At 44.2% G+C, this 15,442-nt stretch carries 17 protein-coding genes and 1 tRNA gene; 6 read left to right on the top strand and 12 right to left on the bottom strand.

Annotated elements, in window-relative coordinates; all coding sequences use genetic code 11:
- Positions 1–213: 213 nt before the first annotated feature.
- The 7 genes from cysN to BMY62_RS12340 all read right to left on the bottom strand — a co-directional run bounded on the left by cysN (position 214) and on the right by BMY62_RS12340 (position 6,852).
- Positions 214–1,497 carry a sulfate adenylyltransferase subunit CysN gene (gene cysN, locus BMY62_RS12370; RefSeq protein ID WP_090660434.1) on the bottom strand — a complete coding sequence of 428 codons (1,284 nt, stop codon included), beginning with the start codon at positions 1,495–1,497 and terminating at the stop codon, positions 214–216.
- Between the two features lie 134 nt (positions 1,498–1,631).
- Positions 1,632–2,537, bottom strand: coding sequence for a sulfate adenylyltransferase subunit CysD (cysD, locus tag BMY62_RS12365; RefSeq protein ID WP_090660432.1), 906 nt, complete (start codon positions 2,535–2,537; stop codon positions 1,632–1,634).
- Positions 2,538–2,636: 99 nt separating this feature from the next.
- A complete protein-coding gene (locus BMY62_RS12360; protein WP_090660429.1) occupies positions 2,637–3,335 on the bottom strand; it encodes a phosphoadenylyl-sulfate reductase in 699 nt (232 codons plus the stop codon).
- Between the two features lie 2 nt (positions 3,336–3,337).
- Entirely contained in the window at positions 3,338–3,889 is a 552-nt protein-coding gene (locus BMY62_RS12355) for a DUF934 domain-containing protein (protein WP_090660521.1), read from the bottom strand.
- 5 nt (positions 3,890–3,894) lie between these two features.
- Positions 3,895–5,643 carry a nitrite/sulfite reductase gene (locus BMY62_RS12350; protein WP_090660426.1) on the bottom strand — a complete coding sequence of 583 codons (1,749 nt, stop codon included), beginning with the start codon at positions 5,641–5,643 and terminating at the stop codon, positions 3,895–3,897.
- 117 nt (positions 5,644–5,760) lie between these two features.
- On the bottom strand, positions 5,761–5,991 hold the full coding sequence (locus tag BMY62_RS12345; protein WP_090634221.1) for a hypothetical protein: 231 nt from the start codon (positions 5,989–5,991) through the stop codon (positions 5,761–5,763).
- 81 nt (positions 5,992–6,072) lie between these two features.
- Positions 6,073–6,852: a sulfite exporter TauE/SafE family protein gene (locus tag BMY62_RS12340; RefSeq protein ID WP_090660423.1), complete on the bottom strand. Its 780-nt coding sequence runs from the start codon at positions 6,850–6,852 to the stop codon at positions 6,073–6,075.
- A gap of 128 nt (positions 6,853–6,980) precedes the next feature.
- Between BMY62_RS12340 and cysB the strand changes: the two genes are divergently transcribed.
- From cysB to BMY62_RS12325, 3 genes are all read left to right on the top strand, one after another.
- Positions 6,981–7,910 (top strand): HTH-type transcriptional regulator CysB, encoded by a 930-nt coding sequence (cysB, locus tag BMY62_RS12335; protein ID WP_090660420.1) that lies wholly within the window; start codon positions 6,981–6,983, stop codon positions 7,908–7,910.
- 104 nt (positions 7,911–8,014) lie between these two features.
- Complete coding sequence (locus BMY62_RS12330) at positions 8,015–9,244, top strand: aspartate kinase (RefSeq protein WP_090660417.1); 1,230 nt, start codon at positions 8,015–8,017, stop codon at positions 9,242–9,244.
- 87 nt (positions 9,245–9,331) lie between these two features.
- Positions 9,332–9,424: transfer RNA gene (locus BMY62_RS12325), tRNA-Ser, on the top strand.
- A gap of 233 nt (positions 9,425–9,657) precedes the next feature.
- Here the strand turns inward: BMY62_RS12325 and BMY62_RS12320 are convergent.
- Genes BMY62_RS12320 through BMY62_RS12300 form a run of 5 tightly spaced genes read right to left on the bottom strand, consistent with a single transcriptional unit; the run spans position 9,658 to position 12,382 of the window.
- On the bottom strand, positions 9,658–10,638 hold the full coding sequence (locus BMY62_RS12320; RefSeq protein WP_256207602.1) for a tyrosine-type recombinase/integrase: 981 nt from the start codon (positions 10,636–10,638) through the stop codon (positions 9,658–9,660).
- Complete coding sequence (locus tag BMY62_RS16555) at positions 10,548–10,877, bottom strand: helix-turn-helix domain-containing protein (RefSeq protein WP_090660411.1); 330 nt, start codon at positions 10,875–10,877, stop codon at positions 10,548–10,550. Before BMY62_RS16555 ends, BMY62_RS12320 begins: the two co-directional genes overlap by 91 nt.
- A gap of 25 nt (positions 10,878–10,902) precedes the next feature.
- Positions 10,903–11,331 carry a conjugal transfer protein TraM gene (locus tag BMY62_RS12310; RefSeq protein ID WP_090660408.1) on the bottom strand — a complete coding sequence of 143 codons (429 nt, stop codon included), beginning with the start codon at positions 11,329–11,331 and terminating at the stop codon, positions 10,903–10,905.
- Positions 11,328–12,059, bottom strand: a complete 732-nt coding sequence (locus BMY62_RS12305) for a nucleotide-binding protein (protein WP_090660405.1) — start codon at positions 12,057–12,059, stop codon at positions 11,328–11,330. The genes BMY62_RS12310 and BMY62_RS12305 overlap by 4 nt, the downstream gene beginning before the upstream one ends.
- Complete coding sequence (locus BMY62_RS12300; protein WP_090660402.1) at positions 12,059–12,382, bottom strand: TraK family protein; 324 nt, start codon at positions 12,380–12,382, stop codon at positions 12,059–12,061. Before BMY62_RS12300 ends, BMY62_RS12305 begins: the two co-directional genes overlap by 1 nt.
- 413 nt (positions 12,383–12,795) lie before the next feature.
- Between BMY62_RS12300 and traJ the strand changes: the two genes are divergently transcribed.
- From traJ to BMY62_RS12285, 3 genes are all read left to right on the top strand, one after another.
- A complete protein-coding gene (gene traJ / locus BMY62_RS12295) occupies positions 12,796–13,200 on the top strand; it encodes a conjugal transfer transcriptional regulator TraJ (protein WP_143058811.1) in 405 nt (134 codons plus the stop codon).
- Between the two features lie 39 nt (positions 13,201–13,239).
- Complete coding sequence (traI, locus tag BMY62_RS12290; protein WP_090660399.1) at positions 13,240–14,859, top strand: TraI/MobA(P) family conjugative relaxase; 1,620 nt, start codon at positions 13,240–13,242, stop codon at positions 14,857–14,859.
- Positions 14,859–15,442 (top strand): type IV secretory system conjugative DNA transfer family protein (locus BMY62_RS12285; RefSeq protein WP_177170383.1); only part of this gene is annotated, 584 nt, incomplete at its 3' end. The genes traI and BMY62_RS12285, both read left to right, overlap by 1 nt.

Here is a 15,442-nt window from a genome sequence, read left to right as displayed (position 1 = left end):
GTGGGGTGCTAAATCAGAAGTTCTCATAAAATAGTAAATTCAAACTTAATGTCTAAATAAATAATCAGTCAATACAGGCAGGCAAATTACAGATTGAATTAATTGAAAATGATAATTCGCACCTGCAAGTGCAGTTACAAAACGAAAGATCAAGAGGGTGTGCCATTTGCGCGAATGTTACTATTATGCACAAAAATCTTTATTTCAACATGGTCAAGCCGAAGCGCATATCATGCCTGCACCAACCGTATTATTGCTGCTTTCATCAATTACGATAAAACAACCAGTTGCACGATTTCTCTGATAGTCATCACATACCAGTGGCTGTTGGACTTTAATATTCACATGAGCAATGTCATTCATGGTTAACTTATCAGATGTTTCCTGATTCATTGTATTCACATCGACTTGATAGTCAATGCGATTCACAACTGCCTTGACAACGCGCGTTGTATGTTTGATCAAATACTTCCTGGCAGGGTCAAGCGGTTGCTCTGAGAGCCAGCACAACATCGCATCGAAAGCTTTGGTAACCTGGGGCAAGTCACCTGTTTTGACCATAACATCGCCACGTGAAATATCCAGATGATCCTCTATTGTTAGTGTAACTGATTGTGGCGCTTCAGCCTCAGCAACAGTTCCTTCATACAGCACGATCTCTTTAACCCGTGAATTCAATCCGGACGGTAACACCGTAATGGGGTCGCCGACCTGTATAGCACCTGATTCAATTCGGCCCATATAACCCCTGAAATCATGCAACTTTTCAGTATGAGGCCGGCAGACCCACTGTACGGGAAAACGAAAATCTTCTTTGTTTACATCGTGACTGATAGAAATGTTTTCCAGCAAATCCATCAGTGTCGTACCTTTGTACCAATCCAGCCGGTCACCGCGCTCGACTACCATATCCCCTTTTAGCGCAGATATCGGAATAAAATCGACATGGTGCAGATTCAATCTTTCAGCAAATGCAGAAAAGTCTTTGCAAATTCCATCAAATACTGATTGTGAGTAATCGACAAGATCCATCTTGTTCACCGCTACAACCAGATGAGGAATGCCGACCAGGCTGGCAAGATAAGCGTGGCGCCGTGACTGTGTCAACACACCCTTGCGTGCATCTATTAAAATAACGGCCAGATTGGCTGTTGAAGCGCCAGTCACCATGTTTCGGGTATATTGTTCATGACCGGGTGTGTCGGCAATAATGAATTTCCGCTTGGGAGTGGCAAAATAGCGATAGGCAACGTCGATAGTGATGCCCTGTTCACGTTCTGCCTGCAGTCCGTCAGTGAGCAACGATAAATCGACACCTTCCATCATGCCACGCTTGCGCGTCGTATTTGTAATAGAACTGAGCTGGTCTTCAAATATGGACTTGGAATCGTGGAGCAGCCGTCCGATTAAAGTACTTTTTCCATCGTCCACACTGCCAGCAGTAATAAAACGTAATAATTCGGTCTGTTCTAGCGGAATTTTTTCAATTGCAGACATTGATATCCTTTCTGAAATTTTTTTCCACCGCGCTGAAGCAAAATTTTTGTGCTGTATTATCGGAAAGGCTTATACCGACCAGTTGCGGTGTATATTCAGTCAATAGAAACCGTTCCACGAACACGTTGGATTTGTTAAAAGTATCCCTCTTTTTTACGCAACTCCATGGACGCATCGGAAGTCTGATCATCCATTCTCGTCGCTCCCCTTTCTGTAATACGCGTCATAGCGGTTTCAGCAATTATTGCTTCAACCGTTGCAGCATTTGACGCTACCGGGCAAGTGCAACTCATATCGCCGACCGTACGAAACCGCACAGTCATTTTTTCGCTGTGCTCGTCAGCATCAGGCTGTACTAGATGAGAAACCGGCAGCAGCCCTGATTCGCGCCGTATAACTTCGCGTTCATGCGCAAAATAAATAGACGGCACTTCCAGATTCTCACGTAAAATATATTCCCATACATCCAATTCGGTCCAGTTGCTAATCGGGAAGACGCGAATATTTTCACCTGAATGAGTTCGCGTATTATATAAATCCCATAACTCAGGGCGCTGGTTCTTGGGATCCCACTGCCCGAATTCGTCACGAAAAGAAAAAATACGTTCCTTGGCCCGGGCTTTTTCTTCGTCACGGCGCGCACCACCGATACACGCATCAAACTTGAATTCAGCGATTGCATCCAGCAGCGTGACCGATTGAAATGCGTTGCGGCTCTGTGTTTCCGAACGCAAAACCACCCTGCCTTTTTTGATAGAGTCTTCCATGCTGCGGACAATCAGTCGCTCTCCCAGCTCTTTAGCGCGATGATCGCGAAACTCAATGACTTCAGGGAAATTGTGCTCCGTGTCTATATGCATCAAAGGAAACGGAAAGCGGCAGGGTCTAAATGCCTTCTCAGCCAACCTAAGCAATACGATCGAATCCTTTCCGCCCGAAAACAACAACACGGGGTTAGCACATTCGGCGGCCACTTCTCGCATGATATGGATTGATTCACTCTCCAATGCATCAAGATGGGCAAATGGGCGATTACTCATATATTTTTTCTCTCTACTATCTAAAATCTACTACACAGATATTATCTGCGGACAAGCCATAACGTTACAATGAATTTGAATTATTAAACTACTTGAACGTTACTTGAGTGGAATTACATTATTGGTATGCAAACCGCATTCCTTGTTTTCCGGCGCTTCCCACCACCATCTTCCCGAACGTATATCTTCACCTGGTGTAATCGCGCGTGTACAGGGCGCACAGCCGATACTCGGGTAAAACTGATCATGTAACTTGTTATAGGGCACATCATATTTTCGGAGATAGGTCCACACATCATCAGTCGTCCATTCGAGCAAAGGATTCACTTTTTGCAAACGGGTACTGATATCGTAAGCCGAAACCTTCAGATCAACTCGTGTTGTGGCCTGCTCACTTCGAATACCGGTGACCCAGGCACGTTTGCCTACCAGAGCACGTCGCAATGGTTCAACCTTTCGAATATTGCAGCATGCCTTGCGTAATTCAACATTTTGGTAAAATCCGTTCACACCGTTTTTTGCTACATATGCTTCAACCTGCTTAACATTTGGAAAATAAATCCGCAAAGGTGTTTGAAATCGATCGCGAACAGTTTGCATCAAGTCGTACGTTTCCTGAGGTAACCGTCCGGTATCCAGACTGAACATTTCAATTTCCAGCTTGTACCGGTCGATCAAATCAGTAAGCACCATATCTTCAGCGCCCAGGCTATTGGCAAAGGCAACCGGTGCATAATCTTGCACCACACTCCCCAGCACTGTTACAACCTGCTCAATTTTTTGAGTCAAATCAACCATTTTCAGCGATTTCTGTCGTCAAGTGTCTCGACAGACAATTTTCCTTTACGATGAGCGCGTTTGAACAAAGGCAATTTCTGATTAACGGATGATTGATAGACCTCTGAAAATACCTCAAATCCTTTCAATGCTTCGTGAATATCCCGATCCGGTCGTGCTGCAAATGCATCGAAGCCGACACGTCGCATATAAAATAACTGATCGCGCAAGACATCGCCAATTGCGCGTAACTCACCAGAATAGCCCAGTCGTGCTCTTAAATTGTAGGCTATAGAATAACCGCGCCCATCCGAAAATACTGGAAAATCAACCGCAATTACTGGAAAACCGTCCACATCCTTTTTCAGATCTTCTGGTCGCTCATCGCTGGAAAACCAGACACCAATTTCACCATGTTGCTGTCTCGGCAACAGCCGTTCTCGTTGTGCAAGCCATACTTTGAGCGGCACAATTACTTTACCCTCCGGTACAACAATCGTTTCAGCCGTATTCTGCTCATTTAAACGCAGAACCTGCCACGCGTCTTCAACGAGCATGTTATTTTTAATAATCATAACTTTCAAAACCTTGGAGAATAAAAAGGAATATCGTACTGTGCCGGGATTAAAGACTTGTCATCCGATACGTCGGTCACTGGTTCTTCCTCGAATTCGGCTGCATAAACATGTTCTTTAAACGGCTGGTGACCGATTCGTCGCACAGTTTCAATGAAGCGCTCATTCTCGTCAGCACGCTCACGTAAATAAACGTGGAGAATCCTGTCAATTGCTTCAGGTACTTGATGAAATTTAAAAGATGGGCCCAGAATTTTCCCCATTGAGCAGTCGTTACCTTCTGCACCACCAATGGATATCTGATACCATTCATCGTGATTTTTCTTTTCCACACCTGTTATACCAATGTTTCCGATATGATTCTGACCGCAAGCATTCATACAACCAGATATATTCAGTGTAATCTCTCCGATATCATGCTGAAAGTCTATGTTCTCAAAGCGCTCTGCTATTGATTTAGCCAACGGGATCGAACGGGCATTGGCCAATGTGCAAAATTCCGCTCCCGGACAACTGATGATATCCGTTAATAATCCGATATTGGGCGAAGCCAGCTCAAGTCTCGCCAGCTGCTGCCACAATTCAACCAGATCCGATTGTTTCACATCGGCAAACACGATATTCTGCTGGTGTGTAACGCGCATTTCACCAAAGCTATAGCGATCCGCCAAATCAGCAATGGCATCAATCTGTGTGTCAGTTGCATCACCAGGGGTTTCCCCCGGCTTTTTCAGAGACAATACTACAATGGCATAGCCCTGTTTCTGGTGCGGTTTTACATTGCTGAGTAACCAGTTTGAGAATTGCCGATTATCTGCCTTAAATTCACTCAGTTTGGAATCGTGTTCCGGCAATACCGCATAATTCGGGCCAGTGAAAAAACTGGATACACGTTCAACCTCCTCAATTGTCAACGTACCAGGTCCATCTTTGATTTCCGACCAGTCTTCTTCGACCAGTCGTCTGAATTCATCAATACCAAGCGCTTTCACGAGAATTTTGATGCGCGCTTTAAATTTGTTATCACGACGGCCAAACTGGTTGTATATGCGCAGGATTGACTCAACATAGGTCAGAATGTGCTGCCAGGGCACAAATTCACAAATCTCGCTTCCAACTATTGGCGTGCGTCCGAGTCCACCACCAACAAAAACACGAAAACCTGTCTCACCCTGCGAGTCTTTTGTAATGGACAAACCGATATCGTGAGCCTGTATAGCGGCCCGGTCCTGTTTTGCGCCGCTAACGGCAATTTTAAATTTCCGCGGCAAATAAGCGAATTCAGGATGAAAGGTGCTCCACTGCCGTAAAATTTCGGCATAGGGGCGAGGATCGACGATTTCATCCTGCGCAACACCGGCAAATTCGTCTGAAGTGATATTCCTTATGCAATTGCCAGATGTCTGAATAGCGTGCATCTGAACAGACGCCAAATCAGCCAGCACATCAGGGACATCTTCCAGCTTGAGCCAATTGAACTGAATATTCTGGCGCGTTGTAAAGTGACCGTACCCTCGGTCGTACTTGCGCGCAATATGGGCAAGCATGCGCATTTGCCTTGAAGAGATCAGGCCATATGGTATGGCGATACGCAGCATATAACCATGAACCTGCATATATAAACCATTTTGCAGCCTTAACGGCAAAAATTCCGCCTCGGTTAATTCGTTTGCCAAGCGTCTTCGCACCTGATCGCGAAACTGCGCGACTCGCTCGTCTATCATTGTCTGATCGTATTCATCGTAACAATACATCTTCAATCCCTCCGTTCGTCCGTTTCGCTCAATCTCGATGTTTTTTTAGAATCACTGCCGAAAGTTTAAAAATTTATTTATAGAATGATCTGCAGGCTCAGAGAATTCAGTTTAATTTCAGGATTCGGCTTTGGTGTAATCTTTGGAAACAGGCAATAACATTGCAGCTTCCAACGGAAACTTGGCACCATATTTCATAATATGATCCACATCGTCGTCTTCATCATGTCTCAATGCCATTCCAATATAGGCATAGTCGCCCTGTTCTCCAACGACAATACCAATGCGTCCTCCACAACCATTGAACCAGGTAACCTGTTTTGGCTTATTTTCAACATTTGTACTCATAGAAATCTATTCCTTGTTACTACATTCATGTTTTTATTTAATTATAAAACAATTAATTGCCGAATCGTGTTTTGACCAAAATTAAGCAACCAGCTTGATTCCAATAATAATCAGAATAGATGCCAGTACCGGCCTCAAGAAACGGTCTGGTATACGTTTGCTGACATGGCTGCCAAGATAGATTCCTGGCAAAGAGCCTACCAGCAGGCTCACCAGCAAACTGTAATCAACAGAACCCATATAGGCATGTCCCAAACCTGCGACCAGCGTCAATGGCACCGCGTGTGCTATATCGCTTCCTACCAGTGTTACCGCCGGCAGGCGCGGATATAACATGAATAGCACTACCATGCCCAACGCCCCTGCTCCAACTGATGAAATTGTCACAAGTATGCCCAGGATTACGCCTGTCATCACCGTGGCGGACACAATATGTCTATCTCGCCATTTTACCAAGAACCCAAAACGAGATCTTCCCAGTCTGGTTAATTGCTGACGAAACAGTAATGCCATCGCAGTCAAAATCAAAGCAAAACCGAGCGTGCTGGTTATCAGCTTCGAAAAAAAATCATGATCGACGCTGATTGCATTCAAAACGAACACTGTTCCAATAGCCGCTGGAACACTTCCCATAGCCAGTTGCCCAACCAGTTTCCAATGAACGGTTTTTTGCCGGCCATGTACCCAGGCACCCCCCGTTTTTGTCAAAGCGGCATAAAGTAAATCAGTACCCACTGCGATTGCCGGTTGAATTCCGAATACCATAATCAACAGCGGCGTCATCAGAGAACCACCACCAACGCCGGTTACGCCAACAATGAAACCGACTACGAGCCCCGATAACGTATAGCCCAATTCCATTTATATTTATTTCCTGTTCTTAATTTCTGGTTTTTGGGAAAGGCGGCATAATACCAAGTTCTTTATATAATTCAAAATAATATTATGTTACATTATTATAACTATAATTTACTAAGCATCAATTTTGTATGAAATTGCAGCAATTACGCTATCTGTGCGAGGTGGCAAACCATCAACTGAATCTGTCCAAGGCTGCGCATAAACTGCACACCTCGCAACCGGCTATCAGCAAGCAAATTCAGCTGCTCGAAGCTGAACTGGGCCTGCAGCTCTTTATACGTAATGGCAAACGTATCGTGCAAATTACACCGCCCGGAAATACTATTATTCAAATTGCTCGAAAGGTACTGCAGGAGGCTGATAACCTGAAAAAGGCCGCTCAGGAATACACCCACGAGGATTCTGGCACGTTAACTATAGCAACAACGCATACGCAAGCACGATACGTTTTACCGCCCGTCATCAAACAGTTTACCGCTCTTCATCCAAAAGTTCGCTTGATATTGCGTCAAGGCAGCCCAACTCAGATTTCAGCGCTGGTCACTTCGGGAGAGGCGGACATTGCGATAGCAACCGAAGCCATCGAACATTTTCACGAATTAATCATGCTGCCTTGCTATCAATGGAATCGGTGTATCGTTGTACCGCCCGAACATCCGTTATTGCAGGAAAAGAAATTGACACTCGAGGCCATTAGCCAATACCCCATCATCACATACGATTTCGCATTCACAGGGCGATCCAAAATTAACCAGGCGTTTGAAAAAAAAGGACTGACGCCCAATGTCGTACTGACTGCAATTGACTCAGACGTGATCAAAACATATGTAGAATTAGGTTTGGGCATCGGGATTCTGGCCAAAATGGCTTTTGATCCATTGCGCGACAAACATCTTGAATCAGTTGACGCAAGCCACCTGTTTGAAAGCAGCACAACGCGTATTGGCATTAGTCGAAACAATTATCTGCAAAGGTTCGTTTTCGATTTTATTGAAATGTTTGCACCACATCTAAATAAAACCGTCATTCTGGAAAAATTAAAACATAACTCTGTCTGACCAAGACTGCCTCAGTCACTACAAATTAGTAATTCAACGAAGAAAAGTGTAGAATCTTGCCTTTTTTATTGGGGATTCATTACGAAAGAATGAATCGATAATCAGTGGCATTTTATGTTCAAAAATATGGTGGAACTTCTGTAGGGAGCACAGAGCGCATCAGGAATGTCGCCCGCAGGGTAGCCAGGTTTCATTCTCAGGGGCATCAGGTCGTAGTGGTTGTTTCGGCCATGAGTGGCGAAACAAACAGACTGATTGCTCTAGCCCGGGAAGTTCAGAGTAACCCGGATCCGCGTGAGATGGACGTCATGGTTTCCACTGGAGAACAGGTTTCAATTGCTTTATTATCCATGGCTTTAATGGCATTGAATGTCAAAGCAAAAAGCTATACTGGTTCGCAGGTAAAAATACTGACCGACAGCGCTTTTACCAAGGCACGTATTTTGAATATCGATCAGGATAAAATCCGCGCAGATCTCAATAATGGCAATGTAGTCATAGTCGCCGGATTCCAGGGCGTAGATCAGTATGGCAACATCACGACACTGGGACGTGGCGGATCAGATACCACGGGGGTCGCACTTGCCGCCGCATTGAAGGCAGATGAATGCCAGATTTATACCGATGTAGACGGTATCTACACAACTGATCCACGCGTCGTTCCAGAGGCCAGGCGGCTTGATCGCATTACTTTTGAGGAGATGCTGGAAATGGCCAGCCTCGGCTCAAAAGTTTTGCAGCTACGCTCGGTTGAGTTTGCCGGGAAATATAAAGTCAAACTAAGAGTTTTATCCAGTTTCGAAGAAGAAGGACCAGGCACACTGATTACTTTTGAGGAAAACGAACAAATGGAGCAGCCAGTAATTTCCGGTATCGCATTTAACCGGGATGAAGCAAAAATAACCGTTTTAGGCGTTCCCGATCATCCTGGTATAGCCTATCAAATTTTGGGGCCGGTAGCAGATGCCAACATTGATGTAGATATGATCATCCAGAATGTGAGTCATGACGATCTGACAGATTTCTCATTTACCGTCCACCGTAACGACTTTAACAACACAATGAATATCATTCGTGAGAAAATCCAGCCGCATATTGGTGCCCGTGATGTTATCGGAGGCGACAGGATTGCAAAAGTTTCTGTCGTTGGCGTGGGAATGCGATCACATGCAGGCATTGCCAGCAAGATGTTTCGCGTTCTGGCGGAAGAAGGAATCAATATCCAGATGATTGCCACTTCTGAGATAAAAGTTTCAGTTGTCGTTGATGAAAAATATATGGAACTTGCCGTGCGGGTATTACATAAGGCATTTGGCCTGGAACAAGTGCTGTAATTTCTATACAATAGCACACCAGCAAGATTAACGTACTTGCTGCAGTGCAGCATCAACACACCCATTAATACAATAATTGTCTTAATCGGAGAGATGGCCGAGTGGTCGAAGGCGCTCCCCTGCTAAGGGAGTATAGGCGCAAAACGCTTATCGAGGGTTCGAATCCCTCTCTCTCCGCCAGTATATCAATACAACTCATTGTAAATAAATAATAAATTAAATTTATAATTTATCTTACACAGCATTCTACCCATCTTATGTCGCCGGATAGCAGCGGACACTACTGGATAAACAAAATGCAAGCACCTTCAATAGATTATAAAAAATCGCTGATTCGTAATCAGTAGGTCCGCGGTTCGATTCCGCGCAACAGCACCAATAATCAATAACTTAGAAGCACATCTGCACAAGCATTATTTCGATTGTGTCAAATTTGTGCCAGAAAACATGAAATCTACGACACGCGCATGTATAGCAAACTGAGCTGGTGCCAGATGTGCATAACGCCTCACCATCTCTGCAGATTCCCATGCACCCATCTCCTGGATGACATTTAATGGCACACCATTTTGGGTTAACCAACTTGCCCACGTATGACGCAAATCATGCCAACGGAAATCCTCTATACCGGCACGTTTTAATGCCTTACGCCAAGCTCTGGTATTTACTTGATTAATGGGCAAACCTTTATAAGTAAATACTGTTTTAGAATGTTTTCCAATTTGCCTTGCTAACACATCCATAGCTGTAGAATTGAGTGAAACATGAATCGGTTTCCCGGCTTTTGCCTGATCGCCATGTATCCATGCAACATTGCGCTGCATGTCGACTTGCGACCATTCCAGTTTTGTAACATTTGCTCGCCGCAAACCCGTAGCCAGTGAAAACTGCACAATATCCGCCAAATGTACCGGTAACTCTTGTAGAAGCTTATTGGCTTCTTCAATACTCAAATAACGTATCCGTCGCTTTGGCTCTCGGTACAGTTTGATAGTCGGCACTTTATCAATCCATTCCCATTCGAGAGCAGCCCGCCGGAAAATAGAACGAATCAGTGCCAGCAATCGATTTGCCGTAGCCGGAGTAGTTGTTTTTAACTTTAACTCTCCTATTCTTGCAATTTCTTCCCGGGTGATCTCATGAAGATATTTGCCTCGAAAAAATTGCTGGAGCCAGCTAATTTTGGAAGCATCATCATGCTGTGTTTTTTTGTGCTGCGTTTCCATCAGCCACTTGTAAGCAGCCTCATCCCAAGTATATTTTGGTTTCTCACCAACCTTAGCAACTCTCCACGCCTCCGCTTTCAACTTGTCGTGGAATTCCTGCGCCTGGTTTTTGTCTTCTGTTGCAGCAGAGCATCTAATGCGCTCTCCGCTTGGTGCGGTGAATCGAATCCACCACGTTTTACCGCGTTTAAAGAGTGACATAATTTTTTCTCCTCATGTCCTACTTGCAACGCTTGCCGGGTACAAGCATATAACGAGCGGATATGATCGGCAAGGTCATCTTCAATAAATGCCCAGCGCTTTCCTAATTTAGCACCTGGAATGATTCCAGCTTTGGCGCGACGGCGCACTTCCTCCGGATGCAGTTTTAGAAACTGGGCCGCTTCTGTCAGATTTAAGGTTTTCATAAGCTATTCAACCTTTTAATAAAAGCTATAACAACATGAATACAACAATAACCACTGAAACCAGAACCAGAATGGCAGCCAGTAAATTCATAATAGCAGCCTGTCTGGAAATTTTGATCAGATCACGGATTTCATGATTGATTGCGATTCTGATTTTTTCGCCGATTAACTGCATGCTCTGATCTATCAACGGGTCGTTGCTTTTGCTTAAACTGTTCTGTTGTGCATTAATCAACGCATTGGCTTTTTTGCTGGCATATGAATGCCATTGGTTAAAACTTTCCTGCAGAATCGCTTCATATTTGTTTAGCAATTCAGCATGCGCTTTTTCATTCTGTTCCAGCAAGACTTCATTGAGCGTATGCATCATCAATACCGGGTCATCCTTGGTTAGAACAACATCGTGTTCCGATGCGATCCTTTTAATCAACGCATCCAGCTTGTCGTTATTCATGACAATACCGCAGCCACGTTCTCGAGATTGGTAAACAGTTGTCTTCTAATGATGGTTAACCGCTGGCGAACCATCACCGGCAGCGTGCTATTTTTAAGCGCTTCGTCAAATGTAAATTTCGATTGCAGGATTTCACTCAAATCCTTGCCGAAGGTTTCCGGTTTGTAGTGCGGGATTCTGATAATGGCTGACACTCTGCTTTTGTTGTCGATATACGCTTTCATTTCCTCAAACTGTTTGCCGTTCATGGTAATCTCGCCCCAGTAGGGATTAAGCCAAACCACGAACAATGCTTCTTTTGGAAATTGTTTGACGAGGTGCACAAAACCATTAAGTGTGTCGAGCAATGCCTGGCTGCCGGTAATTACCGTATGAACAACCAGCTCGTGTACCATATCAAGCAGTAATGCCGGAATCTGGTTACTGATCAGGTAATGCGACATCGGCACAAAAGTACTCGCGCCGTTATCGATAATGACATCGGTCTCCGTATTGGCAATGAGTTCGATCAAATCGTCAAACTTCCGGGGATCAATCTCATCGTTGTTCATCACATTAATCTGCTTAACATTAAGTTTCTTGAAACCATAAAAAGTGGCATTGACCGGATCGGTATCAATGCACAAAGGATTTTTACCTTTGGCGATCCTATGTTGTGCCAGTGTTGATGAAATAAACGATTTGCCGACACCACCCTTTCCTTGCAGAATCATATGTATCTTGGCCATTAGATTAACTCCTCTTTTTCGGTTGCAGAATTAAAACGAAATCCTTCCTGATCATTTGTCGCCGTTTTTTTAATCCTGGTATTTATGCGTTGTTTTGTGTCATCAGCGATATGCCGGTTAACCAGTGTCCTGAACCATTGATACGAACATTTAATCTTTCCTTCGTCATGTAACGTGATCCATACCTGGTGCACTGTCCAACCATCCTGTAATGCCTGTTCGATATCTGGCTTCAATGCGATAAACACCGGCAAAAACTGTTTGCCGGTGTTTTTGTGCTTGTCTGTAAATAGCGCGATACGTTCCGATAAGGTTTTGGTCATCACAATGTTCTCCGTATCAAATTATTCTTTGGTGAAATAAATTTTTGTTTCGCTTTTTGCTTGTTTTTTTATTTTTTTAAAAAATTTTTCTACTCATCTCCAAATTTCTTTTACTTGCAATAGCGTTGCTTTCAGTTTCATTTTGTTTCAATCCGTTTCTTTTGCTTTTGTTTGCTTTCTTTTTGTTTCAAAAACACTTTGTTTACTTGAAAGAAGCTTTTTGCAAGAATTTTTAAAGTAGTTGAAATTATAATATAACGAAAATAAACTGTTTGCAAACTTATAATATAGTGGTAGTATATTTTAAAAAACTAACATAACAGGGCAAGATATGTGGAGATGGCCATCTCCACGCGCACTTTATTCGCAAATACTTTGCTCAACGTTGATCTTGCTCTACGAGGTAAGCGGAAATGACAGTTTTGGGGCGCCAAAAAATTAGTGATAAGCGCAAGACCGTAAACGGCAGCAAAGGAACGCGGCGCACAAAGCGCGACAAGCGGCTCAGAGTTCCTGTATTGCCGGAGGAAGAAATAATGATCAAAGCAAAAGCCAGCGAAGCCGGATTAACGATTGCTGAATATCTGCGCAATCTGGGTTTGGGTTATACCATACCCAGCATTATCGATAACCGGCAGGTGGATGTCCTGCTTAAAATCAACGCCGACCTGGGGCGGCTTGGTGGGTTGATTAAATTATGGCTTACCAATGACAAACGCACGAAATACATCGGCAAATCCCAGCTGCATATGACGCTGGACACAATCCGGGAAACGCAAAGTGTGATGCTCAATGAAATCCTAAAACTCAGGAAATAATATTCGGAATAACCAAACTACTTAAGCCGCTTAAACACCATGATCGCCAAAATCATACCCATTAAGTCGATACGCAAAAGCAACTTCTCTGCCCTGGTGAAGTATCTGACCGATCCACAAGGCAAGAGTGAGCGTATCGGGCTGGTTACGGTTACCAACTGCTACACCGATGAATTGACGCCAGCATTGCTTGAAATCCAAAACACCCAGGAAATGAACAAACGTGCCAAATCCGATAAAATCTGTCATCTGGTGTTGAGTTTCCCGGAAGGCGAGTGGCTATCCAATGTTCAACTGAATGAAATAGAAGAACGGTTTTGTGATGCATTGGGATTCAGTGAACACCAGCGTATCAGTGTTGTGCATGACGATACCGACAACCAACACATCCATATTGCAATCAACAAGATTCATCCAAGGAAACTGACGATCCACAATCCGTATTACGACTACAAGAAAGTTGCGACACTGTGCGAGCAGATCGAACAGGAATACGGACTGACTCAGGTCAATCATGAAACCAGGATTGATAAGACAGAGCGAATCATCCAGGACATCGAATCTAATGCGGGAATTGAGAGCTTGCTTGGCTGGATTCAGCGTGAATGCCTCTATGACATCAAACAAGCTGACACTTGGCAGGATTTGCACCAAGTGCTGCAAACCCATGGTCTGGAAATCAAAGAACGTGGCAACGGCCTTGTGTTTATCTCAAGCAACGGTATTGCGGTTAAAGCCAGTTCGGTTGACCGGTCTTTATCAAAGCCGAACCTAATCAAACGGCTGGGTGCGTTTGAACCGGACACACATTCAGAGCAAGCCAAAACTCAGAACGCCAACAATTCAACAGAATCAAAAACCAAGCACTATCAACCCAGACCGTTGCAAAACCATATTGATACCACCAGGCTTTATGAATGTTACCAGCAGCAACAAGCAAATGCAGTTTCATGGCGCAAAGAACAATGGCTGAAATTGCGGGAGCAACGCGACTTATTGATTGAACGTGCCAAACAGGAAGCCAGAAGTAAACGTCGCATTATAAAACATGTGCAAACCAAGCCACTTGGCAAGAAAGCACTGTATGCGACGGTCAGTCTGCAATTCGAAACAACGCTGAATGACATCAAGCATAAATACCGTGAAGCTTATATGCAATTAAAAGCCGGCTCACGGAAAATGTCATGGCTCGACTGGCTGGCTATGGAAGCCAAAAACGGCAATGCTGAAGCCCTGTCAGTATTGCGTGCCAAAAGTAAAAGAAATGGAAGAATTCTGGATAATCACATATCCGGCAATCAATATGATAACAATCAGCCCGTAAACGATAGTGTTGAGTTTGTTACCAAAGACGGAACTGTGTTCTACAAAGTTGGTAATACAGCTGTTCGCGATGACGGCAAGCATTTGTTTGTTTCTCCAAATACTTTAAACGAATCCCTTGCAGACGTATTGCAGATTGCCATCAATAAGTACGGCAATCACCTATCGGTGAACGGTTCAGATGATTTCAGAATGTCTGTTGTGCAGGCTGTTGTGCAAAACAGCATTCGCGTCACTTTCGATGATCCGGAACTCGAACGACAGCGCAATCAATTATCGAGACAAGTTGTATTTCAGAAACGATCCAAAACTTCAACGCTCAGCAGGAGTCTGTGATGAACAAATACAATCCGGGTTTCCAGGAAAACAAAAACGCAAAGAAAGATGCATTGATCATCCGCTTACTTGCCATTGTTTTTCTGATCGGTGGGTTTCAGGTAGCAACGCAATATTTTGCACATCAGTTCAATTATCAGGAGCAACTCGGCGCGCATTTCCATCAATTCTATGCGCCCTGGTCGATTCTGGTCTGGTGTACTCAGTGGTATGACCAACATCCGAGTATCTTCGATCTGGCAGCAGGTTACGGCATCCTGTTTTCCGGTGTCGGCTTGATACTGGTGTTGATCGTCAAGATGATGTTCGCCAATTCTTCGCGAGCAAATCGTAATCTTTACGGTTCTGCCCGATGGGCGGATAAAAAGGATATCAAAGCGTCCGGGTTGTTGTCTTCCAAAAAGAACAAAGGTGGTGAAGCGGTTTATGTTGGCGCCTGGTGTGACAAATCCGGCAAAACGCATTATCTCAAACACAGCGGCCCGGAACATGTATTGTGTTTTGCACCGACACGTTCGGGCAAAGGCGTGAGTTTGGTGATTCCGACCTTGTTGTCATGGATACAAAGTACTGTCATAACCGA

It is taken from the genome of Nitrosomonas marina (assembly GCF_900111605.1).
GTDB lineage: Bacteria > Pseudomonadota > Gammaproteobacteria > Burkholderiales > Nitrosomonadaceae > Nitrosomonas > Nitrosomonas marina_A.
The sequence above is the reverse complement of the archived record's forward strand: the minus strand, read 5'-3'. Positions and strand labels throughout refer to the sequence as shown.